Below are 23,353 nucleotides of genomic sequence, written 5' to 3' on the forward strand. Positions count from 1 at the left end.
ATTCTGCGATCCAGCCAATGAGTGAACCTATTTCCTTTGTCCCATTACCACCACGCAAGCCCGAGCCGCATGAGTGTTGCGGGACAGGCTGCATTCCCTGCGTCATGGATATCTACGAGGAAGAGTTGTTCGATTATGAAAAAGCGTTGAAAGTATTGGCGTCTGTCGAATCTCCGTTCGTAGCGCCCGTTTAGCCAATGCGCCGGCCGGCAAGGAAATCCGGCAATTCGTTCTGAGCGACCAGCACATGGTCTGGCGCCACGCCAATTTCCTCATGCGGTGCGTTGTTGCGATTCACCCAGAACGCCGTGAAACTTAAAGCCGCGGCACCAGCCGCGTCCCCGCTCAGGACGTTTTCCAGCATCGTATCCATTTGGTTGTATGCATCGAAGACCCGCGCATCGAGGCGAGCCATGGTCAGTGCCTTTCGTTGAGGTTTATCATGTTGGCGCGCTTTCCAATGCGGCAGAATGCCAGCGTCCCCACATCAAACGTTTACGGAACTCAATGTCTTCTCCATTCAATTACGATTTTCCCTACACCTCGCAACGCATGCCGGTGATGGCTAAGAACATGGTCGCGACTTCACAGCCACTCGCCGCGCAAGCGGGTCTGCAGATGATGCGGATGGGTGGCAATGCGGTCGATGCCGCCATCGCGGCGGCGATTGCATTGACGGTGGTTGAACCCACCAGCAATGGCATTGGCTCGGACGGGTTTTGTATTCTGTGGGATGGCAAGGCGTTGCATGGCTTGAATGCATCGGGCCGTTCTCCAGCGGGGTGGACACCGGAATATTTTTCAGCGAAATATCCCGCACTTTCGACGATTCCCGTGCGCGGCTGGGACAGCGTCACTGTCCCGGGTGCGGTTTCCCAATGGGTGGAGCTATCGCGGAAATTCGGCAAATTACCATTCGAGGCGCTGTTCGCGCCGGCGATTGGTTACGCGCGTGATGGCTACATGGTGTCGCCGATCACGGCGGTCAGCTGGGCGCGGCAGGCGGAAATGTTGAAGGAGCAGCCGGATTTCGTGCGTGATTTCACGCCTCAGGGGCGCGCGCCGAAGCCGGGGGAGAAATGGATATTGCGTGGTCAGGCGGAAACGCTTGAAGCAATCGCGGCCAGCAACGGGGAATCGTTTTATAACGGCGATCTGGCGTCGAAGATTGCCGCGCATGCGCGCGCCGGCGGGGGGGCGCTGTCTGAAGCGGATCTTGCCTCCCATCGCTGCGATTGGGTCGGTACCATTCACATGGATTATCGCGATGTCCGCCTGCACGAAATTCCGCCCAATGGCCAGGGGCTCGCGGCATTGCTGGCGCTGGGAATGCTGGAGCACTTCGACCTGGCGAGTTATCCGGTCGATTCCGCCGACAGCGTGCATCTTCAACTGGAAGCGATGAAGCTCGCATTCGCCGATGCGCATCGCTACGTCGCGGATTCGGCGTTCATGGATATTCCGGTCGCGTCGCTGCTTGACCGGAAATATCTGGCGGAGCGCGCAAAGCTGATTCGCCGCGATGTGGCAAATGCACCGGCTTTCGGCATTCCCCGACATGGGGGCACCGTTTACCTCACGACAGCAGATGCAAGCGGCATGATGGTGAGTTTCATCCAGTCGAACTACATGGGTTTTGGTTCCGGTGTCGTGGTGCCGGGCACCGGCATCTCGATGCAGAATCGCGGCCATGGATTTTCTTTGGCACCCGGCCACCCAAATCAGGTTGCCCCGAACAAGCGGCCATTCCAGACCATCATTCCGGGCTTCTTGACCGACAGGCAAAATAATCCCTTGATGAGTTTCGGCGTGATGGGCGGCCACATGCAACCGCAGGGCCACGCGCAGATGGTGATTCGCATGATCGACTATCAGCAAAATCCACAAGCTGCCAGCGATGCGCCGCGCTGGATCGTGAACGCGGATTTCTCAATCGGTCTGGAGCCCGGTTTCAATCCGCAGACCGTAGAGGCATTGGCGAAACGCGGGCACAAAATTGCCGCGGCGGAGGCTGTCAATTTCGCCTTTGGCGGCGCCCAATTGATCTGGCGTTCTGGTGATGACGGCTATGTCGCGGGAAGCGATCATCGCAAGGATGGTTTGGCGGTCGGGTACTAAACTCAAGCGCTGGCGGGGTTTGCAGGCCGAAAACAGCCTGAGAGGCGCGCCAGTGCGCGCGGGTTGGGCGGAACGCATTCCGAGAGCTCAGCGGGGTTTCGATCCGCACGCGGATCGCCCGCGAGACGGCTACCCCATGCAGGGGGTAGCGCGACCTGCAAGGTTGCGGACCCGATATCGCTTACCGGAATCGGGGTCCGTGCGCCCAGACAATGAGAGAGTGACGTGCACCCCGGGTGATGGTTGTGACCTTGTGCGAAACGTATGATGGAAAAATCACCACGTCGCCGATGTCACGGTGCATTTCGCGAATCTGGCCCGGGATGGTTAGCGCACCACCATCAAACGTTGCGGGCGATGAAAGCAATGCCGTCAGCGTCAGCTTGCGGGTGCCCGTGCGGCCGCCTCCACAATCGACGTGCCAGGCAACGCGGTTGCCGCGCCGGTAGTGAATCAGTTTGAAATCTTCAAGTGACGCGGAGATATCGAAATCGAATGCCGCCGCCGCTTCGCTGAGCAATCCCGACACGCGTTCGGTGAGCCAAGAAGGCGCGGAATCCGGCGGTATCCAGCAGACCAGACTGGCACCGCGTACTTCGCCGGATTCACGGAATTGATCGGTGCGGCGCTCGCGATTTTCCGCGAGCGCGATGATCTCCTGGCATTCCGAAATACTGAAAGCGCGGTGAATCCGCACCACGTCGGTGGCGTTAAGCGCAGGTTCACCACGGGCCTTTTTTGCAGGCAGTTTTCCCACGGAATGCGCGGGCTATTTGATGCCGGTTTTCCGTGGCTTTGCCTTGGCGGGTGCCGCGCCAGACTCGATGGTGGCAGGGACCACAAACCAGTCGTAAGCGTCGGCAAGCCATGCCTTGTAATTTTTCTTCACCAGTTGCTCGGCCTCGCCAAGCGTTTTGCATTTCCGGTCCTCGGTGTCGCTGAAATCGAGAATGGCCGAAGTGAAGTGTCCCGCGACACCAGGAATCGTTTTCGACATGCCGGCGCCAATGCGGATGAATCTTGCGCCGGTACCTTCAGGGTTGATACCATCGTCGCAAAGATGTGTCGTGACCTGCATGGAACTCATGGCGGTCGAGGATTCCGCCAGCAGGCGCTTGTCGCCGACGCGTGGTGCAATTAATTTGAACGCGAAATACATGGTGCGAACAGGTTTGGCCATTTCTTGTCTCCGTTCCATGGGAATAAATTGCGATGGAATTCGCAATGTATATTAGCCAAGCCGCCGCATGAAAAGCAATACAATTCAGGCACTGTGCGAACCGCACGTGGAGGATCGGAAATGGACGCGCGCAGGAGGACATTGGTTACGGCGGGTGCCGGCGCGCTGCTGGGTGCGGCATGGCCGGCGGTTGCAGTTGTAAAGTCTTCCAAGCCCTTGTTCGTGTTGATTGATATCGACACGCCAGGTGCGAGAAACGCGTATGGCAAGTTTCTGGCCGCGATAGAACGCCGCTTTGTCACCGCGAAGGTTTTGCCGGAATCGCGATTCGTGACGTCAAAGCGGCCGGAGGATGAAGAAAGTGTCCGGCGTTTGCGGGACGATTTGACTGCGCTTCGTCCGCGCATAATTATTTGTGCCAATGCGGGATTTGCCACGATCGTGCGACCTTTCGATTTGGGTGTGCCGATACTGTTTTTCTCCGCGGATGATCCGGTGGTCGATGGCTTGACTGATTCCCTGATACGTCCTGGCAAAGGCATGACAGGATTTACACTCGGTGCGGGCAGCGCGCTGAAACGGCAGGAAATGCTGCTGAGGTTTGCGCCACATTGTCGCGTGATGGGCCAAATTGTCAGTCCAGAGTATGTCGATGAGGGATTGCAGCGTTCATCGGTCGCATCGGCGAAACCATGGAAGCATGTTGAACAGCGCAGATTCACGTGTGATACGCCCTCGGAACTTGCCGCCATCCTGCGGCGGGCGGATGCGCGTGAGGCCGATGCATGGGACATCGCCTATGCAGGAGTGCCCTATCGATATGCCGATGAAACCGTGCAGCAATTCAATCAATTGCGGCGGCCGGTGATGTACCCGCGATTGCGCCATGTCCATCTGGGCGGAATGGCGGCATACGAGCCAAGGATCGATGACGTGTGGGACGTTTGGGCGGCGCAGGCGGATTCGCTGCTTCAAGGTGTGGCCATTGAAGACATTCCTGTCGTGCAGGGCACGAGATACAGTTTTGGCCTCAATCTCAAATCCTGCCGGCGCATCGGCATTGAGCCGCCGAAGTCGATATTGAAGATCGCCGACGTGGTGATCGAATGACGGTCCCGAATCATGAAGGGCGCGATGGGAGCAATGGGCTTGAAGGACACGCGCGCTCACCAGTGCTGCGGCGGCGATATTTCTGGTTTCTGGGTGGTTTTGTCACGATCCTGCTACTGTTGACGAGCGCGCCGGAAGCCTACTTTGCGTTTCGCGAAAACAAGGCGAATATTGCGCAGTTGCAGGCGGTCGAGGCGCGCCTGGCCGCCACGCAGGTCAGCAATTTTCTTGAGTATCAGGAGCGCCTGCTGGGGGAAATCGATCGTCTGCCCTGGGCCGGCAGCGCGCTAACGGATGCCGATCGCGTTTCAGAGTATGAACGCCTGATGAAGCTGGTGCCGGCGATCATGGAAATCGAGCACGTCGATGCCTCGGGGAAAACCGCCATCCGGGTTTCGCGGACCGATCCCAATCAGGTGTCCGTCAAGCCGAGCACTGCCGGCGAAGGCGCGTTCCGGGACGCCAAACGTCTCATCAAGTGGTATTCGCCAACGTACCTGCGCGAAGGCAATGTGCCGTATGTGACGCTGGCATTGGCTGTGTCCGGGGGAACGGGTGGCGTGACAATTGCCGAAGTCAATCTCAAGTTCGTTGCGGATGTTGTTGCGCAGATGCGTTTCGGCGAGGCCGGGCATGCGTATGTCGTGGATGGTACGAACAAGCTTGTCGCGCATCCCAATTTGAGTCTGGTCCTGCGAAGAATGGATGTGTCCGGCTTGCTGCCGGCCCATTTGCTGGTTCGCAAGAATCAGGATTTGACTCGCGCGGAGGCGAAAAACGGAGAACCCGGTGCCGCACATGCTGCGCAGGAGTCGGCATTTTTTGAGTCCGACGGGCTTGAGGGTGGGCGGGTGCTGTCTAGCGCGGTGCGCATCGATCCCACCGGCTGGTGGATCGTGGTCGAACAGCCCTACTCGGAAGCGCTGAGCAGCGTGTTCGGTACCCTGAGGCGCACGCTCGGCTTTGTGCTGCTCGGGTTGGCGCTCGCCTTTGCCGCCAGTTATATGCTGGCGCGCATGTTTGCTGCGCCGATATTGCGGGTTCAGCGTGGCGCGGCGCGGATTGGTGCTGGCGATCTTTCCGCGCGCATCGACCTGCAGTCTGGGGACGAAATCGAGGATCTGGCTGCTGAGTTCAACAAGATGGCGGGCCAACTCGAAAAGTACACGACCGGACTCGAAAAAATGGTCGCTGAAAAGACCGCGCAGCTGGAGCTTGCCAATCGCCACAAGTCGGAATTTCTGGCAAACATGTCCCACGAGCTGCGGACCCCATTGAATGCCGTGATCGGCTTCTCGGAGGTGCTCAAGGAGCAGTACTTCGGGCCGATGAACGATAAACAGCAGGAGTATGTCCGCGACATCAATGAGTCAGGCCAGCATCTGCTTTCGCTGATTAATGACATCCTCGACCTGTCGAAAATCGAGGCAGGACGGATGGATCTCGATCTCACGCGCTTCAATCTGCCGGCCGCCATCGACAATGCGCTGGTGCTGGTTCGCGAACGGGCGCATCGGCATAACCTGCAGCTCAAGGCATCCATTTCGGCGGACATCGGCGACATGGTGGCTGATGAACGCAAGCTGAAGCAGATTTTGATCAACCTGCTGTCCAACGCCGTCAAGTTTTCCCACCCGAACGGGTGGGTTTTGGTGACCGCATCCCGTGGTACAAGTGAAGTCCTGATATCCGTGAAGGATACCGGCCTGGGGGTCGCGCATGACGACCAGGCTGCCATATTCGAGGAGTTCCACCAATTGAAAACAACCGGCAGTGCCAAACAGGAGGGGACGGGGTTGGGGCTGGCCCTCGCAAAACGGTTTACGGAACTTCATGGCGGACGCATCTGGATCGAAAGTGAGCTGGGCAAGGGCGCCACTTTCACCTTTACCCTGCCCGACCGCGAACTTCCGCCCTCCCAGTCGATGTCTCACCCACCGTCGCAATAATCATCGCAGCCAAAAAATGGACAAGGAGAAACCCATGATATTGATTGTCGAGGACGATGAAAAAAGCCGTCGCCTTATGCGTGACGTGTTGCAGCATCAGGGCTATGACGTCATGGAGACAGACCAGGGGGAAATTGCCGTCGAACTGATGCGCAAACTTCAGCCGGCGCTGGTGTTGATGGACATCCACCTTCCCGGTATTTCGGGCTTGGAGGCGATACGCGAAATTCGCGGTGACGCGTCGATTGCCGCGACGCCGGTCGTTGCGGTGACGGCGTCGGTGATGGGTAACGCGCGAGAAAAAATTCGCGACGCGGGTTTCGATGGCTTCGAACCGAAGCCCTTGAACCTCAAGGAATTCCTCAGCACCATTCGCAGGCTGGTTCCCGTCTGACCCATTACGCAATTCGCACAATTATCGCAAAGGCATCATGGCTGCATCGCTCACTCCACCAACCCCGCCAACCTCTGGTACTGCGCAAGCTGGGCGTGCGCGCGCGACGGGCGAAATTCTGGTGGTGGATGACAACGCCGCCAACGTCAGATTGTTGTCAGATCTCCTCGCCTTTCATGGTTATCAGGTGCGTACGGCGCACGATGGCGAAGGCTGTCTCGCGGCCGTCGCTGAAAAGATTCCGGATCTGATATTGCTCGACGTGATCATGCCCGGCATGGATGGATTTTCTGTCTGTCGGTGCCTTCGTGGCGATCCGCGGCACCAGATGCTGCCCATTGTTCTTGTCACGTCCCTCGATCCCCACGACGAGCGCGTGAAGGGGCTGGATGCCGGCGCGGATGACTTTCTTTCCAAGCCGATTCACGCGCCGGAATTACTGGCGCGGGTACGCTCGTTGCTCCGCGTGAAGTACCTCTACGAACAGGTACAAGCCCAGGCGCGTGAGTTGGCTTCCTGGAATGAAACACTCGAGGCGCGTGTCGCCGATGAGGTTGCCAAGAACGCACGCCTGGCGCGCCTGAAGCGCTTTGTGTCGCCGCAGTTGGCTGACCTGATCGTGGCGGGCGGCGCCGATGATCCGCTGAAATCCCACCGCCGGGAAATTGCCGTGGTCTTTATCGATTTGCGCGGCTTCACCGCCTTCGCGGAAAATACCGAGCCGGAACGGGTGATGTCGGCTCTGCACGAATTCCATACCGCCATGGGGCGCATCGTCCAGCGCCATGCGGGTACTTTGGAGCGATTTACCGGTGATGGCATGATGGTGTTCTTTAACGATCCTGTGCCGATTCCCGAACCCGCAAAACGGGCGGTCGAAATGGCGCGAGAAATGCGCGATGCGGCCGGTCTCCTGGCGGCAAACTGGCGAAAGCACGGCTTTGAGTTGGGCGCCGGAATTGGCGTCGCATACGGCTTTGCGACACTCGGTGCGATCGGCTTTGAAGATCGCATCGATTACAGCGCGATCGGCACGGTCACCAATCTGGCGGCGAGGCTGTGTTCCGAAGCGCCGGCTGGCGAGGTATATCTGTCGCAACGCGTTCACGCCGAGATAGACGGGCAATTCAAGACCGAATCGCTCGGTGCAATTTCGATTCGCGGGCTGTCACGTTCGCAGCTTGCCTATCGGCTGCTTGAAACCCGCGAGCCATCCACATCGTGAAGCGCTCCGTACAACTCGCGCATATTCGCCAGCTCTGCTGCCTGGGCTTCCCGGGCCAGTCGTTGATGCCTGCCCTGTTGCGCGCCGTACGCGAATTCATTGGCGCCGACTCCGCCGGATTTTTCTGGGTGAATGCCCAGGGCGACATGACCAACCTGTTTGCGGAACGCATGCTTTCGCCCGGATTGATGCGGCTGTATTTTGAGCGGCATTACGACGGCGCAGAACACCCGTTCCGCCAGGCATTTCTGCAGCGGGCGAGTTCACCGGAATTGGTGTCTTCCTCCAGCGCATCGCCCGAATTGCTGAAAACGGCGTACTACAACGATATCCTGCGGTACCTTGACGCGCACCACGTGATGTACTCGGTGATCCGCGACCAAGGCCACGCGCTCGGGCAGCTTTCGTTGTATCGCCCGAAGAGTGCGGCGGCGTTCACGGCTCGCGAACGCGTTGCCGTCAATGACATCTCGCGCTATGTGGCGCACGCGGTCAGCTGTCCGGCCCCGCAAGCGGATCCGAAAGCCCAGTTTGTTGACTCGGATGACGAGGGACTGGTGGTCGTGGATAGCCGCGGCGCCATCATGCAGGGTGCCGCGCTGTCGCTCAAGCTGCTGGCCATGGCGACTCGCAGCCAATTCAGTCCGGCCAGTCCACCGCTGGCAACCGGTGACGTCGCGCCAGTGGTGGTCCTGCAGTTGATTGAACGGCTACACAAAGTACTGAACGGCCTGGCGGTGGCGGCACCCCGCGAACAAGTCGAAACCGCGTGGGGCCGCTTTATCCTGAGCGCCTATGCGTTGGGAAACGAAGAAGACAGACGTCCCGCGACAATTGGCATCCATGTTCGCCGCAAGGAACATATCGTCGTGAAGTTGGCGGAGGCGATGGGTGCGCTGGATTTGTCGCCGCAACAGCGTGAGGTGGCGTTGCTGCTTGCGCAGGGAAAGAGCAATCAGGAAATCAGCACCGCGCTTAATGTCAGCAATAACACTGCCAGTTATCACGTCAAGCAACTGTTCTTCCGGCTTGATGCGCATGATCGTGCCGACGCGGTGTCGCGCATCCTGGGAACCGGGTGACGCGTGCATCGGGCCGCGCGATTGCCGACTGCGTAATTCATGCGCGACCGCGATTCATGGCGTATATTGAGTCGCAGGAAACACACTGACACCCGAATTGACCATGCTCGACATAAAAACCTTGTTCGTGGTGATGATTGCGACCAGCCTGCTGCTGGCCATATCGATGGCGGTTGCAGCCGGTATGCGATTTCGTGAAGGGGTCGGCCAATGGACCGGCGCGCTGGCCCTGCAGGCCGTGGTGTGTGTGTTTTATCTGGCGCGAGGCGAATGGCCGGACAAAGTCACCATCATCGTGCCGAATGCGTTGTTTGCCCTGTGCATCTCCCTGCAGGTGGCGGCAATCCTGGATTTTTATGACAAAAAGCTTGCGCCGGGTTGGCATTTGCTGCCACCCGTGCTGATAGTCAGCCTCTTTGCCTTCCTGATGGACAACCTTGCTGCACGGGTAGTCGTGACCGGCGTGGGGTTTGGCGGTGGCATGCTGGCGGCGGGGCTTATGCTTCAGCGGCTCGATGCGGGCCGCTCCAATCCCGCCCGCTTGATGGTAATCGGCGGATTCCTGGTAGCCGCGTTTACTTTGTTTGCGCGGGCCATCGTGATGATCATCGACCCGACGATCATCAGGGACTTCACCACGCCATCCTATTTTCAGGGCGCGACTTTTCTTATCGCGCTTGGTGTCATCCTCGTCACGTCGGTGGGATTTCTGCTTATGCATCAGGATCGCGCAGAGGAAGCGGCGCGGCGGCTCGCGGTGACGGACCCTCTGACCGGGACATTCAATCGCCGGACTTTCCTCGAACTCGGCGCCCGCGAAATTGCGCGCACACGCCGCGCCAAAGGCACGCTGTCGCTGTTGATGCTCGACCTCGATCATTTCAAGCGCGTGAACGATCAGCACGGTCATCAGGCCGGCGATGAGGCGCTTAAATGCGTGGTCGAATTACTGCAAGGCTGTTTACGCCGCGAGGATCTGCTGGTGCGATACGGTGGCGAGGAGTTTTGCGTGCTGTTGCCGAATGTGGCGCTGGTGCAGGCGACGCTATTGGCGGAGCGCGTGCGCGTCGCCGTCGAACGCGCCGGTTTCTCCTTTCGTGGCAAGCCAATTCCGTTGACGATCAGTGTCGGCATGGCGCTGTTGATACGCGATAGCGGCGAAGATATCGAGCGGCTGGTCAGCCGCGCCGACGAGGCACTCTATAGCGCCAAATCATCCGGGCGCAATCGCGTCGTGGTTTATCCCGAGAATTCGACCATTGCGCTACTGTCGCGCAGTCATATCCGCCCGGAAGATATTGATCTTGAGGCGGTCGCGGACTAGGCTTCTTCATGAATATGAAACTCAAGCGCTGGCAAGGCTCACAGGCCAAAAACGCCTGAAACGCCGCGCCGGTGCTTGAGTTTTGCTAGTTCAAATGTCGGCGCGCTTGTCCGACAGCACCGGCTCCGCCCCGCCGCCTGCGCTTCCATGCGGCGCATGCGCACCGATCGTCGCGGCGCCTTCGGCATGCGCATTGCGGGTGAACCACGCTTTCGCTTTCGCGCCCCAGGCATCGACGTAGGTATACAGCACCGGCACGACCACCAGCGTCAGCAGCGTCGAGGTCATCACGCCGCCGATGATGGCGCGGCCCATCGGCGCCTGGGTCTCTCCGCCGTCGCCCAGGCCGAGTGACATCGGCAGCATGCCGAATACCATCGCCAGCGTGGTCATCAGGATGGGACGCAGCCGAACCTGTCCCGCATCAAGTATCGCCTGGTGGCGCGGCTTGCCTTCGCGAATACCTTGATTGGTGAAGTCCACGAGCAGGATGGCGTTCTTTGTCACCAATCCCATCAACATGATGAATCCGATCATGGAGAACAGGTTCAGCGTGGTTCCCGTCAACAGCAGCGCGAGGAACACGCCGATCAGGGCCAGCGGCAATGACGCCATGATCGCCAGCGGTTGCAGGAAACTGCCGAACTGCGATGCCAGGATCAGGTAAATGAATATCACCGCCATTCCCAATGCCGCCAGCATCGCGTTAAAGGATTCGTTCATTTCCTGGGTTTGACCACCCACGTTGAAGCGGTATCCGGGCGGCAGTTCTGGCCCCATTTTTTTCAGCAAAGCCTCGACTTCGCTGCCGGCGTCGCCGGCGGGCCGGCCCTCCACACCCGCATAGATCGATACGCGGCGCTGCAGATCCAGCCGCTTGACCTGCTGCGCGCTGAACGTGGGAACGAACTCCGCCACTTGCCGCAATATCACCATCTGCGGCGTGCCATCGGCGTTGGTGCGGCTGCTGGTCATGTAAAGGTCGCCCAGGTCGCTGGCGATCCGCCTGTCGGATTTCGGCAGGCGCACATTGACGTCGTAGTTCTGGCCGTCCGCCGCCTGCCAGTGCGAAATCGTGTCGCCCGCAATCAGTGGACGCAGTGCGCGGCCAATCTGCGCGGTGTTCAGTCCCAGATCGCTGGCGAGCTCGTTATTAATGCGAACCGCGATCGTCGGATTGGCGCCACGCTCGCTGCTTTCGAGATCGGTAATGCCTTTTATTTTCGCCACTTCCTTCATCACGCCTTGCGAGAGCTCGGTCAGTTTTTCCGCATCCGGCCCGAGGATCGAGATGAAAATCGGCTTGTTCCAGCCAACGGAAAGCTCCATCCCGGCAATGGTGGCGAGCTTGGCGCGAATCGCCTGTTCAAGTTCCTTTTGCGAGCGTCGATGCGTGTCCTTCCGCTCGGAAAGCTTCAGGTTGATGCGTGAGTAGTTCTTGCCCTCATCGGTGCCCACATTGGTATCGGCGATGACAATTTCGGGGAAGGTCTTCAGTGCGTCTTCCACCTGGCGTGTCTTGGCGTCGGTGTATTCCAGGCTCGAACCGATCGGTGTATTGAGACGCAGCGAGATGAAGCCCTGATCGTTTTCCGGGACGAATTCGGTGCCGATCAACGGCACGATCAAAAAGCTGCCGACGAATGACGCCAGTGCGATGCCCAGCACTTTTTTGCGATTTGACAGTGCCCATTTCAGCATCACGCCGTAGATTTCGTGCGCCTTCACCACCAGCCTTTCGATGGCGTCCATCATCCGCCCGAGCCACGGCACCCGCTTGAAACGATCGCCCGGCGGATCGCGCCAGATCGAGGACAGCATCGGGTCCAGCGTGAAACTAACGAACAACGAAACCAGCACCGCGACGGCAACGGTAATGCCAAATTGAACAAAGTAGCGCCCGATGATGCCGCTCATGAAGGCGATCGGCACAAACACTGCGATGATCGCAAATGTGGTGGCCATGACCGCCAGGCCAATTTCCTCGGTGCCTTCGTTGGCCGCTCGGAAGTGATTCTTGCCCATGCCGAGATGACGGACGATGTTTTCGCGCACGACAATGGCATCGTCGATCAACAGGCCGATGCAAAGGCTCAATGCCATCAGCGTCAGGAAATTCAGCGTGAAGTGAAAAACGTAGAGCGCGATGAATGTTGAAATCACCGCAATTGGCAAGGTGAGCCCGGTGATGACCGTGCTGCGCCAGGAATGCAGGAACAGGAACACGATGATCACGGTCAGCACCGCGCCTTCGAGAATGGTTTCCTTGACGTTATCGAGTGAGCTCTTGATGCCATCCGAGGTGGCGTAAATCGTCTTGATTTCCACACCCTCGGGCAACAGTTTCTTCAGGTCGTCAACTGCTTTGCGAATGCCTTCGCCGGTTTCGACGATATTGGCGTCCTGAACCTTGAAAACGCCGATGCCGATGGAGCGCTTGCCGTTTATGCGCGCAATCGACGTCTCTTCCTGTTCGCCATCGATCACTTCGGCGACCTGATGCAAATAAACCGGTGCGTTGCCTTGCCGCGCCACGATGATTTTTTCAAACCCCTTCGGATCCTTGATCTTGCCCTCGACCCTGACCAGTTGTTCGCCCGCGCCACTGGTAATGGTGCCCGACGGGAAATCCTGATTGGTGGCCTGGATGGCGTTGATGACTTGATCGACGCCGACCCCGTAGGACTGCATTTGCGCGGGCTTCAGGTTGATCAGCACCTGACGCACCACGCTGCCGCTGACATTGACCGCGCCGACGCCCGGTGCATTTTGCAGCCGCTTGACGATGATCTGGTCGGTGATGGTGGATAGCTCGCGCGGGTTATGTTTTTCCGACACCACCGCAAGGTTCACGACGGGCTGCTGGTCCTGCCAATCCGCGCGGCTGACCAGCGGGTCCTTGGCCTCGCGCGGGAAGCCAGGGCGTATTTGCGCGACCTTGTCACGCACTTCCTGGGTGGCGGCGGCCATGTCGGTGCTCAAGCGAAATTCCGCCTGCAGGAAGCCCACGCCTTCGCGGGTGGTGGCGAATATCTTCTTCACGCCATTGACGGTATTGAGGACATTCTCAATGGGCTTGATGAGATCGTTCTCAACCTGCTCGGGAGATGCGCCAGGGTAATTGACGGATACGAATACGAAGGGATTGCTGACGTCCGGCATTTGTTCGACCGGCAGGCGGTTGTAGGAAAAAATGCCGAGGACGAGCAACGCCACCATGACCATGGTGGCGAAAACGGGCTGGTTAATGCTGGTTTTGGTAATCCACATGATGGCTCTTTCTAACTGGCTTTGGCGACAGCAGGGGGCGCCGCCGGCGTTGTCGCAGGCGCTTTCACCACTGCGTTCGCGCCGGCTTTCAGCCCTACCATGCGCGCACTGACCACCTGGATGCCGCTTTCGAGCCCGCTCTTCACTTCCACCAATCCGGCCTGCTCTTCACGCAGGCCCAGTGTGACGCTGCGCTTGGTGACCTTGCCGCTTTCAAGCGTGAACACGTATGCCTGGCCGGTTTCGTCGCGTACGGCGGTAAACGGCACCACCGCGGTCGACGGGGACTTGGCCAGCACCAGGAGGCCCTTGGCAAACATGCCGCCCTTCAGTACACCGTCGCGATTGGCAACCGACAGGTACAAGGTAATGGATCGCGATCCCTGTTCGGTAATGGGGTTGATGCGTTCGACCTTGCCTTCAAATACGCGCTCGCCAAAGCCATCGACCTTGAACGTGGCAATTTGTCCGACTCTTACACCAGGAACTTCCGACGCCGGCGCGGGCGCCTCAATTTCCATCTTGGCGAGATCGACCACAGTAAACATCGGGCTGTCGGGCCCGACTTTTTCGCCGGCATTGACCATTTTCCGGGCGAGGATGCCGTTGATCGGCGCGCGTATCACTGCATCCTGCATCGCATTACGTGCCAGGCGTACCTGTGCTTCCGCGGATCTTACCGATGCCGCGCTCGCGTCGAGCGTGCTGTTGGTGGTATCGAAAGCGTTTTGCGAAATGAAGTTCTGTTTCAGCAGCTTCAGGTTGGATTCGCGATTCTTGTCGGCGATCGACCATTTGGCCTTGGTTTCCTCGAGGGCCGCCACTTGCGCATCGAACCGGGCCTGCAAATCGGCGGTATCGATTTGCGCGAGCACTTGTCCCTGGCTGACGCGTTCACCTTCGCGCGCGAGGATCTGACGCACCTCGCCCGACACTTTCGACTTGACCGTCGATTGAATGACCGGCGACAGCGAGCCCGAAAACGGCAGCGTCCGCGCCAACTCCCGATTTTCCACGGTGGTCAGATCCGCAGGCGCGAATTCCAGGGTGATATCCATGCCCGGTTTCTTTTCCTCTTTCTTGGCGGAGGTGGCGCGCCACGCAACGAGTGAGCCGATGACGAGGGCAGCGGAAAGTCCAGCAACCGTAACTTTTACCCAGCCGGCACGGCTACTGGCTGAACCAGCGGCGGGGCGGGGACGCGATGTGGACGTAGGGGAGCGTTTGAATAGCATATTGGTCCTCTTGATGAGTTCCCGGATCCCCGGAGATGCCGAGAATGTGCGCTTTTCAGGCTTGTGTCGCTATTTGGATGCGACGAAACGCATATTTGGATTAATCGGACGAAGTTTATGGCGACGGAATGCAGGCAATGACTGGCGATTGCGCAACGCTATCAGGATCCCGGATCGGCGTATGTCACGAAATGTATCGCGCACGCTGTTTCGGGATGGTGGCCACATCCCAGTATTGGATGGCGGCCGCCAGCAGCGAGGGCGGCGTGGCGCATGTCGCCTCGGGTGGAATTTTTTGGCCCAAATGTGCCAGTGCGTGGCGAAGCAATTCGCAGGCGTCTGTGGCGCCAATGGCCGGGGCCAGCGTCTGTTTTGACAGCTTTTGACCGGCCGCGTTGGTGACGACTGGAACATGCAGGTAGCGGGGGGTACGTAAACCCAGCAACCGCTGTAAGTAAATCTGGCGCGCCGTCGAGTCAAGCAGGTCGGCACCACGCACCACGTGGGTAACGCCCTGATCAGCGTCATCGATCACTACCGCCAGCTGATAGGCGAACAGCCCGTCGCGGCGCATCAACACGAAATCGCCGATATCGCGCTCCAGGACCTGGCAGCACTCGCCCTGCACGCGGTCCGCAAAACGGATTTCAGCCTGCGTCGTTCGAACGCGTACGGCATGGCCACCCCGATGCAGGCTTTTGTCGCGGCAGGTTCCCGGATAGACCGGCCCATCGATTCCCGACAATGCCGAATCGGCAATTTCCTTTCGCGAGCAGGCGCATGCGTAGGTGAGGTTTCTCGCCGCGAGTTGATCGAGCGCCGCCTGGTAGCGGAGCGAGCGCTGACTTTGAACCAGCACCTCGCCATCCCAGACAAAGCCGAATGCTGACAATGTTGCCAGAATTTCATGTGCAAATTGCGGGTTGCAGCGGGTCGTGTCGACGTCTTCGATACGAACCCGCCACGTGCCGCCCTGCGCGCGCGCATCCAGGTAGCTGGCGGCGGCGGCCACCAGCGAGCCAAAATGCAGCGGCCCCGTGGGCGAGGGCGCAAAGCGGCCGACATATTTTGTGTTAGCGTGGGTCATTCACTTCTGTTTCCGCGCGGATCATGATCTATCGTATCGCCGAATCATCCGATTGGCAGCAAGCCCGGCAAAGCGGATATTTTGCCAGCGCCGATCTGGCGGCCGAAGGGTTCATACATTTATCCGAGTTGCATCAGGTCTTGCGCACCGCGAACAAGTATTACCGGGGCAAGTCGGGGCTGGTATTGCTGGAAATCGCTGAGGCGCTGCTGGACCAGAATATCATTCGCGAAGACTTAATCGGCAGTGGTGTCTATTTTCCGCATAGTTATGCGCCGATTCCGTTGCGCGCCATTGTTCGGCATTTCGATTTTAGGGAGGATGCGGAGGGTGGATATTCATTGCCTGCGGAGTTGCGGGCGTGATGGGCGTTTGCCACAGGCTATTTTCCATAGAGTCAACTTGAAACCCTAGCACTGGCGCGGTGTTTACGACGTTTTCGGCCTGGAAGCCCCGCCAGCACTGGTGTTTTCTTTTTGCAGACAGTGATAGGGTTGAAAAATCGCCGCCTCATCACCAGATGCAACGTTCCCAAGCGGAAGTCTGAAGGCCAACGGAGGCGACCGAAATGCCAGAATCCAAATCTACACTGCGGCGTGCCACCGAGCGGGGCTACGCCGATCACGGCTGGCTGAAGAGTTTTCACAGCTTTTCCTTTGCGGACTACCACGACCCGGCGCACATGGGCTTCGGCCCGTTGCGGGTGATCAACGAAGACCGCGTCGCGGCCGGGATGGGTTTCGGCACGCACGGCCACCGCGACATGGAAATCATCAGCTACGTGCTCGAAGGCGCGCTTGCCCACAAGGACAGCATGGGTAACGGCTCCGCCATCCGGCCGGGCGACGTGCAGCGCATGAGCGCGGGCACCGGCGTGACACATAGTGAATTCAATCACTCGCAGGATGGCGTCACCCATTTCCTGCAAATATGGATACAGCCCAGCGTGGCCGGCATCACGCCGTCGTACGAAGAAAAGCATTTTGATGCGGCGTCCAAGCGCGGCCAGTTGCGGCTGATTGCTTCACCCGACGGACGTGACGGATCGGTGCTAATTCATCAGGATGCGTTACTGTTTGCGAGCCTGCTCGACGGCGAGGAACACGCGACCCATGCGTTGGCGCGCGGTCGCCTGGGTTATGTGCATGTTGCGCGAGGCCGCGTGACGGTCAATGGCATAGCGCTTGAGGCCGGCGATGCGATGAAATTAATTGGGCCGGTGGAGGTCGTGCTGGAGAAAGCGCAGGATGCGGAAGTGCTGGTATTCGATCTAAATTCCTGAGATGCAATTCATCGTTGCTGGCGAGGAAAGGATCAAAGAGGGAACATAGCGTGAGAACAATTGAGAGAATCATTGATTCGCAAATCGCGCCGGTCGGTACATTCACCGTGCGTCGCGCGTTGCCCGATCACGCGCGCAAGTCGGTGGGTCCATGGGTGTTCCTCGATCACTTTGGCCCGTTTCGGGTCAAGCCCGGTGAAGATGGCGTGGGCCCGCATCCGCACGCGGGTATCGAGACGGTGACCTACCTGCTTTCAGGAAGAAACAAGCATCGCGATTCGGCGGGACACACCGGCATCGTCGGCCCCGGCGGCGCGCAATGGATGACGTCGGGTCGAGGAATCATTCACGCGGAAGCACCGCTGGCCGAAAACGAAGCCGAGATGACCATGCACGGCATCCAGCTATGGACGACCCTGCCACGCGCACTGAAAATGATGCAGCCGCGCTATCAGCGCATTGAAGCGTCGGCGATCCCCGACGTGGCAATTGCAGATGGCAGCGTGCGGGTGGTGGCTGGGGACTTCACCACGCAGAAAGGGCCGGCGGAAACGCTGATGCCGTTACTGCTTTGGCACATCGGGCTAACGCCAACGGGAAAATTCCGGGCGGAAATCCCGGCAGGTTTTGAATTGGCAGCGTATGTGATTTCAGGCGCCGCAGATTTTGGTGAGAAGCGCGCAACGCAAGGTCAATTGGTGATTTTTGAGAACGCGGACGGGGAAGTCGAATTCTCCAATGCTGGTGAAGATACACTCGACGTGATGTTGCTGGGCGGCGCGCCGGCCGAAGGGCCGTTGATTTTCAGTGGACCGTTTGTGATGAACGCAATCGAGCAGGTACGCCATGCCGAACGCGCCTATTACACTGGACAAATGGGGACGCTATCGGAAACCTGATCCGCACCAACCTACACAACCAACAAGAAACAATTTTACGAAACAACCAAAATATGACTAGCGCAAAAATTCTCGCCTTTGCGGGTAGCAACCGCAAGGACTCCTGGAACCGCAAAGTGCTGGAGGTCGCCGCCGCGGGCGCGCGCGACGCAGGTGCTACGGTGACGATCGTCAGCCTGCGCGACTTCCCCATGCCGATTTACGACGCGGATTGGCACGCCGAGAATGGCGTACCGGCGAGTATGCGTGAGTTGCGAAAGCTGATGATGTCCGCCAACGGTCTCCTGATCGCCAGTCCCGAGTACAACGCGTCCATCACGCCACTATTGAAAAACACCATCGACTGGCTGTCACAAGCCGTGGATGGCGAGAGCGGCAGCGCGCCATTCGAGGGCAAGATCGGCGGACTGATGGGCGCATCCAACGGCGCGTTCGGCACCATCCGCGCGTTGCCGCATGTGTCGTACATTCTGTCGAACCTGGGCGTATTCATGCTGCCGGTGGTAGCGGTGCCAAGCGTGGCGAAATCGTTTGACGACACCGGCAACGTGACCAATGAGCGCACGCAAAAGATGTTGTCCGGGCTCGGTGCGCGGTTGACGCAAACCATTGTCAAGCTGGGGTAGCTGATAATAGGCGTTCAGCCAGAATCGTTCGATTGACGCGTCCTATCGTTTCCATCGCAATTTTTCATTGGCGCGCCGCCGGATCGTCGCGCAAAATTCACGTCATCGAATCCATTCAGTAGATGACACATGAGAAGACGGTGTGGATGCTCAGGGCGTTGATCGAGAAGTGATATTGAAATCGACTAATTCAACTCCAATTATTGACTCATCATTTAACCGACACGGAACCTGCCATGGCAACCATTGAACTGACCAAAGACAATTTCAACGCGACGATCGAAAACAACGATGTGGTGATCGTCGACTTCTGGGCGCCGTGGTGCGGGCCCTGCCGCATGTTCGCGCCGACCTTTGAGGCCGTGTCAGAGCAATACCCGAATGTGGTATTCGCCAAGCTCAACACGGAGGACCAGCAGGAACTCGCAGCGTCATTCAACATTCGTTCCATTCCGACGCTGATGGTGTTCCGCGAAAACGTCATCATCTTTTCACAGGCGGGCATGCTGCCCAAGGCAGGGTTCGAGCAGGTCGTGCAGAAATCGCTGGAGCTCGATATGGCGGTTGTGCATGCCGAGATCGCGGCGCAGGAAAAAGCGCCGGCCTGAAACGTCGCCGAATCACATTTTTCCTGAAACGCCCGCTTGATGCGGGCGTTTTTACGTACCAGAAACACTCAGTGCATTTATTCCTGCATTTGAGATAATGCGCACACTCCAAATACGCAGGCTCGCCATGCTCCCTTCATTCTCTCCGCTACGCGAAGCGTTTCTCGCGGATGAATCGCGTGTCATTTCCGCGCTGCTGCAATCGGCGAAGTTGCCCGCCGACAAGAAGGCCGCGGTCGACGCGACTGCCCGGCGACTGGTCGAAGCGGTGCGAGGCAGGCAGCGCGAACATGCGGGGATGCAATCTTTCCTCACGCAGTACGACCTTTCCACGCAGGAGGGTGTGCTGCTGATGTGCGTGGCGGAAGCGCTGCTGCGAATTCCCGATACACTTACGGCGGACAAGCTCATCAAGGACAAATTCTCCCAGGGCGACTGGAAGAAACATCTGGGCGCGTCCGACTCCTTGCTGGTCAATGCCGGAACCTGGGGAATGATGCTGACCGGCAAACTGGTCGCGCCGACAGTGGACAGCTTCGGGGATGTTGGTGGTTGGCTGACGCGGCTCGCGGGACGCGCGGGTGAGCCGATCGTGCGTACCGCGCTGCGGCAGGGCATGAAACTGATGGCGGAACAGTTTGTGATGGGACGCACGATTGGCGAGGCACTGAAGCGCGCGGCGTCGGGAGAGCAGGCCACGTATCGTCATTCGTACGACATGCTCGGCGAAGCGGCGATGACGATGGCCGACGCGGAACGTTATTTCAAGTCGTATCAGGTGGCCATTGCGGAAATTGCGCGGCACGTGCAGCCCGGGCAAAACGTATTTGAAGCGCCTGGCATCTCGATCAAGTTGTCTGCCCTGCATCCTCGTTTCGAGCTCGCGAAACGTGAGCGGGTGATGGCGGAAATGCTGCCCAAAGTCATGATACTTGTTGAGCAGGCGCGCGACGGCGGTATCGGCATCACGCTTGACGCCGAGGAGACGGAACGCATCGAATTGCTGCTGGAGTTGTTCGGGATCATTTACAGTGACGCGCGCTTCGCGGGATATGAAGGTTTCGGCGTCGCGGTTCAGTCCTACCAGAAACGCGCGAGCGAGGTAATCGATTGGCTGGCGACGCTTGCCAGCGCGCACGGCCGACGCATCACGACGCGGCTGGTGAAAGGAGCCTACTGGGATAGCGAGATCAAGCGTGCACAGATGCAGGGATTCAGTGGCTATCCGGTATTCACGCGCAAGGTGAATACCGACGTTTCGTATCTCGCGTGCGCGGCAAAAATGCTATCGCAGCCGCAGGCGTTCTACTGTCAGTTCGCGACGCACAATGCGCACACCGTGGCGACCATCCTGGAGCAGGCCGGTCCCGATTCAAGGTTCGAGTTCCAGCGCTTGCATGGAATGGGCATGGAGCTGTATGACGCCGTGCTGGCGCATCCCGTGTTTGGCAAACCTGCCGCTTGCCGTGTGTATGCGCCGGTGGGAAGCCACGAAGATTTGCTGCCGTACCTGGTGCGGCGCCTGCTCGAGAACGGCGCAAACTCTTCGTTCGTGAACCGCATCGCCGATCCGGACGTGTCAATCGATGATGTGGTCGCCGACCCGATCATGTTGTGCGAGGCCAATACCGAAAAAGCCAACGGAAAATTGCCGTCACCGCGAAAACTCTTCCTGGGATCGGAAGTGAGCCGGCTTAATTCGTCTGGTTTCAGCTTCGCCGAAGTTCCGGCGACTGACGCGCTGTTTGCCGCGATGTCGGCGACATTGGGACGGAACGATTTCATCGCGCGCCCATTGATTGCCGGGGACGCGATGCGCGGCGCGCCGATCGACGCCATCAGTCCGGTGACGCTGGAGAAGATTGGCGTTGTCGAGGAGGCCGACGAACAACTTCTCGATCTGGCGCTGTCGATCACCGCCGGCTACATCAATCAGCCCATGCCGGCAACCGAACGCGCGGCGGTGCTCGATCGCGCGGCTGATCTACTGGAAGAGCGGCGCGCAGAGTTCATGGCGCTTTGCGTGCGGGAAGCGGGCAAGACGCTGCCCGATGCGCTAGGCGAAGTGCGTGAGGCGGTGGATTTCTGCCGCTACTATGCGGAGCAGACCCGTCAGCATTTTGCGAGGCCGCAGCGGCTTCCGGGGCCGACCGGGGAAAGCAACGATCTTTATTTGCAGGGACGCGGCGTCTTTGCCTCCATATCGCCATGGAATTTTCCGCTGGCCATCTTTCTGGGGCAGATCACGGCAGCGTTTGCGGCGGGCAATGCCGTGATCGCCAAGCCGGCCGAACAATCCCCGATCATCGCCTTTGAAGCGGTCCGGCTACTGCTGGAAGCGGGCATGCCGAAGGATGCCATTGCGCTATTGCCTGGGCGCGGCGAAATCATTGGCGCCAAGCTGGTATCCGACATTCGCATCGCCGGTGTTGCATTCACTGGCGGAACCTCAACTGCTCAAGCGATCAACCGCGCGTTGGCCAACCGAGGCGGTCCCATCATTCCATTTATCGCCGAGACCGGTGGATTGAACGCGATGATCGCGGACTCATCCGCCCTGCCAGAGCAGGTAGTGAACGACGTGATTGCGTCGGCATTCAACAGTGCCGGGCAACGTTGTTCTGCGTTGCGCATTCTGTGCGTGCAAAAGGACATTGCACCGCGCATCGCGACTTTGCTGGAAGGTGCGATGCAGGAGTTGACGGTGGGCGATCCAGGGCGCCTGGATACCGATATCGGCCCGGTCATTGATCGGGAAGCCCTCGACATGCTGGTCGCGCACCGTGAGCGTATGGCCTCGCAGTTTCGCCAGATCGGCCAAACGCCGCTGCCGCTCGACCTGCCAAAAGGACATTTCTTTGCGCCGTGCGCGTTTGAAATCCCCAGCTTCGATACCATCAAAAGTGAAGTGTTCGGCCCGGTGTTGCATGTATTCGCCTTTGAGGCGAATCAGTTGATGCAGCTGGTCGACGCTATCAACGGCAGCGGCTACGGTCTTACGCTGGGTGTGCATTCGCGTATCGAGGAAACCATTGAATCCATCCGCGCGCGCGCGCGCGTTGGTAACCTGTACGTGAACCGCAACCAGATCGGCGCGGTGGTCGGGGTACAACCATTTGGCGGGGAAGGATTGTCAGGTACGGGACCCAAAGCGGGCGGTCCGCATTATCTTTTTCGCTTTGCAAGTGAGCGCACTGTCACGGTCAATACGGCCGCGGCGGGCGGCAATGCGGCGCTGATCGCGAGTTCCGAGTAGTCGCATTTTCTCCCGTTGCCGGTAGTCTGGGTTGTCGTTGCTTTCGTGCGCAACTTCGATGCGATTAATGCTGTGCTGTGCAGGCACAGAAACAAAACTCAATAGCTGGAGCGGCCCGCAGGCCGAAAACGCCTGAAACGGCCCGCCAGTGCTGGAGTTTATGAATTCACACGCCGAATTCGAAGATCGTGACTCGTGGAACTACAAGTAAATTGGTAACTGCGATTTTGCGCAGTATTCGCTGGGGGCAACCCCCAAAATTTTCTAGAATTTCTTGATCCCCGGCGGCGCGTGCTCGCCGGAAAGCAATACCAGCATGGAGCGCCCCTCACCCTTCCAGTAATCCACCGCATCCTGAAACAGCTCAATCACGGTTTCCAGTTGACTTTCATGGTGGGCGGTGAAGGCATCAGTGTGATCGAAGTAGACTACATAGCCTTCTTCATCGACCCAATCCATGTCGGTGAGGCAATCGTAGAAGGCGTCCCAATTGTTGCCGAAATGCGACGGGAATTTCATCGCGACCGCGGCGTGATTGAGAAACTGTTCCTTCTTCTCGATCTTCTTGCCTTCCAGATGAAAGAAGGCCATGTGTTTGCCATGCGCAAGTTTGGATAATTCGGTCACCGTGGCGTGGGCCTTCAGCCAGAAAACGCCACTTGGCGCGTCGCTGGCAAAGGCAAGCTTGAGTTCGGGGGATGGCATGAC

Annotated in this window: 21 protein-coding genes; 14 read left to right on the forward strand and 7 right to left on the reverse strand. The window is 58.7% G+C overall.

Going from position 1 to position 23,353, the window contains the following annotated elements; genetic code table 11:
- The first annotated feature begins 17 nt into the window (after window positions 1-17).
- Window positions 18-194: a hypothetical protein gene (locus tag IPP88_19905; protein MBL0124879.1), complete on the forward strand. Its 177-nt coding sequence runs from the start codon at window positions 18-20 to the stop codon at window positions 192-194.
- Here the strand turns inward: IPP88_19905 and IPP88_19910 are convergent.
- Complete coding sequence (locus IPP88_19910) at window positions 191-415, reverse strand: hypothetical protein (GenBank protein ID MBL0124880.1); 225 nt, start codon at window positions 413-415, stop codon at window positions 191-193. The genes IPP88_19905 and IPP88_19910 overlap by 4 nt on opposite strands.
- A 137-nt stretch (window positions 416-552) precedes the next feature.
- Between IPP88_19910 and IPP88_19915 the strand changes: the two genes are divergently transcribed.
- Window positions 553-2,118: a gamma-glutamyltransferase family protein gene (locus tag IPP88_19915; protein MBL0124881.1), complete on the forward strand. Its 1,566-nt coding sequence runs from the start codon at window positions 553-555 to the stop codon at window positions 2,116-2,118.
- Between the two features lie 181 nt (window positions 2,119-2,299).
- On the opposite strand, the gene IPP88_19920 is transcribed toward IPP88_19915, so the two are convergent.
- Both IPP88_19920 and IPP88_19925 read right to left on the reverse strand, forming a co-directional pair.
- Window positions 2,300-2,875, reverse strand: coding sequence for a 2OG-Fe(II) oxygenase (locus IPP88_19920; GenBank protein MBL0124882.1), 576 nt, complete (start codon window positions 2,873-2,875; stop codon window positions 2,300-2,302).
- 12 nt (window positions 2,876-2,887) lie between these two features.
- Window positions 2,888-3,298 (reverse strand): hypothetical protein, encoded by a 411-nt coding sequence (locus tag IPP88_19925; protein MBL0124883.1) that lies wholly within the window; start codon window positions 3,296-3,298, stop codon window positions 2,888-2,890.
- A gap of 120 nt (window positions 3,299-3,418) precedes the next feature.
- Between IPP88_19925 and IPP88_19930 the strand changes: the two genes are divergently transcribed.
- The 6 genes from IPP88_19930 (at window position 3,419) to IPP88_19955 (ending at window position 10,382) form a co-directional block, all read left to right on the forward strand.
- Entirely contained in the window at window positions 3,419-4,408 is a 990-nt protein-coding gene (locus tag IPP88_19930) for a hypothetical protein (GenBank protein MBL0124884.1), read from the forward strand.
- Window positions 4,405-6,357 (forward strand): sensor histidine kinase, encoded by a 1,953-nt coding sequence (locus IPP88_19935; protein ID MBL0124885.1) that lies wholly within the window; start codon window positions 4,405-4,407, stop codon window positions 6,355-6,357. The genes IPP88_19930 and IPP88_19935 overlap by 4 nt, the downstream gene beginning before the upstream one ends.
- Before the next feature lie 34 nt (window positions 6,358-6,391).
- The gene (locus IPP88_19940) at window positions 6,392-6,751 is read left to right on the forward strand and encodes a response regulator (GenBank protein MBL0124886.1); all 360 of its coding nucleotides are present in this window, start codon (window positions 6,392-6,394) and stop codon (window positions 6,749-6,751) included.
- Between the two features lie 37 nt (window positions 6,752-6,788).
- A complete protein-coding gene (locus tag IPP88_19945) occupies window positions 6,789-7,976 on the forward strand; it encodes a response regulator (protein MBL0124887.1) in 1,188 nt (395 codons plus the stop codon).
- Window positions 7,973-9,058, forward strand: a complete 1,086-nt coding sequence (locus IPP88_19950; protein MBL0124888.1) for a helix-turn-helix transcriptional regulator — start codon at window positions 7,973-7,975, stop codon at window positions 9,056-9,058. Before IPP88_19945 ends, IPP88_19950 begins: the two co-directional genes overlap by 4 nt.
- A 103-nt stretch (window positions 9,059-9,161) precedes the next feature.
- Window positions 9,162-10,382 carry a GGDEF domain-containing protein gene (locus tag IPP88_19955; protein ID MBL0124889.1) on the forward strand — a complete coding sequence of 407 codons (1,221 nt, stop codon included), beginning with the start codon at window positions 9,162-9,164 and terminating at the stop codon, window positions 10,380-10,382.
- A gap of 90 nt (window positions 10,383-10,472) precedes the next feature.
- Here IPP88_19955 and IPP88_19960 read toward each other — a convergent pair whose 3' ends face one another.
- The 3 genes from IPP88_19960 to gluQRS form a co-directional block, all read right to left on the reverse strand.
- Window positions 10,473-13,652 carry an efflux RND transporter permease subunit gene (locus IPP88_19960; GenBank protein MBL0124890.1) on the reverse strand — a complete coding sequence of 1,060 codons (3,180 nt, stop codon included), beginning with the start codon at window positions 13,650-13,652 and terminating at the stop codon, window positions 10,473-10,475.
- An 11-nt stretch (window positions 13,653-13,663) separates the two neighbouring features.
- On the reverse strand, window positions 13,664-14,887 hold the full coding sequence (locus tag IPP88_19965) for an efflux RND transporter periplasmic adaptor subunit (GenBank protein MBL0124891.1): 1,224 nt from the start codon (window positions 14,885-14,887) through the stop codon (window positions 13,664-13,666).
- A gap of 184 nt (window positions 14,888-15,071) precedes the next feature.
- Window positions 15,072-15,974 carry a tRNA glutamyl-Q(34) synthetase GluQRS gene (gluQRS, locus tag IPP88_19970; GenBank protein ID MBL0124892.1) on the reverse strand — a complete coding sequence of 301 codons (903 nt, stop codon included), beginning with the start codon at window positions 15,972-15,974 and terminating at the stop codon, window positions 15,072-15,074.
- 23 nt (window positions 15,975-15,997) lie between these two features.
- Between gluQRS and IPP88_19975 the strand changes: the two genes are divergently transcribed.
- The 6 genes from IPP88_19975 (at window position 15,998) to putA (ending at window position 22,645) form a co-directional block, all read left to right on the forward strand.
- Window positions 15,998-16,339, forward strand: coding sequence for a DUF952 domain-containing protein (locus IPP88_19975; GenBank protein ID MBL0124893.1), 342 nt, complete (start codon window positions 15,998-16,000; stop codon window positions 16,337-16,339).
- A 203-nt stretch (window positions 16,340-16,542) separates the two neighbouring features.
- Window positions 16,543-17,256: a pirin family protein gene (locus tag IPP88_19980; protein MBL0124894.1), complete on the forward strand. Its 714-nt coding sequence runs from the start codon at window positions 16,543-16,545 to the stop codon at window positions 17,254-17,256.
- A gap of 50 nt (window positions 17,257-17,306) precedes the next feature.
- Entirely contained in the window at window positions 17,307-18,155 is an 849-nt protein-coding gene (locus tag IPP88_19985; GenBank protein MBL0124895.1) for a pirin family protein, read from the forward strand.
- 53 nt (window positions 18,156-18,208) lie between these two features.
- Entirely contained in the window at window positions 18,209-18,781 is a 573-nt protein-coding gene (locus tag IPP88_19990) for an NAD(P)H-dependent oxidoreductase (protein ID MBL0124896.1), read from the forward strand.
- 236 nt (window positions 18,782-19,017) lie between these two features.
- Window positions 19,018-19,389, forward strand: a complete 372-nt coding sequence (gene trxA / locus IPP88_19995; protein ID MBL0124897.1) for a thioredoxin — start codon at window positions 19,018-19,020, stop codon at window positions 19,387-19,389.
- Window positions 19,390-19,486: 97 nt separating this feature from the next.
- On the forward strand, window positions 19,487-22,645 hold the full coding sequence (gene putA / locus IPP88_20000; GenBank protein ID MBL0124898.1) for a bifunctional proline dehydrogenase/L-glutamate gamma-semialdehyde dehydrogenase PutA: 3,159 nt from the start codon (window positions 19,487-19,489) through the stop codon (window positions 22,643-22,645).
- Between the two features lie 264 nt (window positions 22,646-22,909).
- On the opposite strand, the gene IPP88_20005 is transcribed toward putA, so the two are convergent.
- The gene (locus IPP88_20005) at window positions 22,910-23,350 is read right to left on the reverse strand and encodes a barstar family protein (protein ID MBL0124899.1); all 441 of its coding nucleotides are present in this window, start codon (window positions 23,348-23,350) and stop codon (window positions 22,910-22,912) included.
- Between the last annotated feature and the right edge of the window lie 3 nt (window positions 23,351-23,353).

The organism is Betaproteobacteria bacterium, assembly GCA_016720925.1.
Taxonomy (GTDB): domain Bacteria; phylum Pseudomonadota; class Gammaproteobacteria; order Burkholderiales; family Usitatibacteraceae; genus UKL13-2.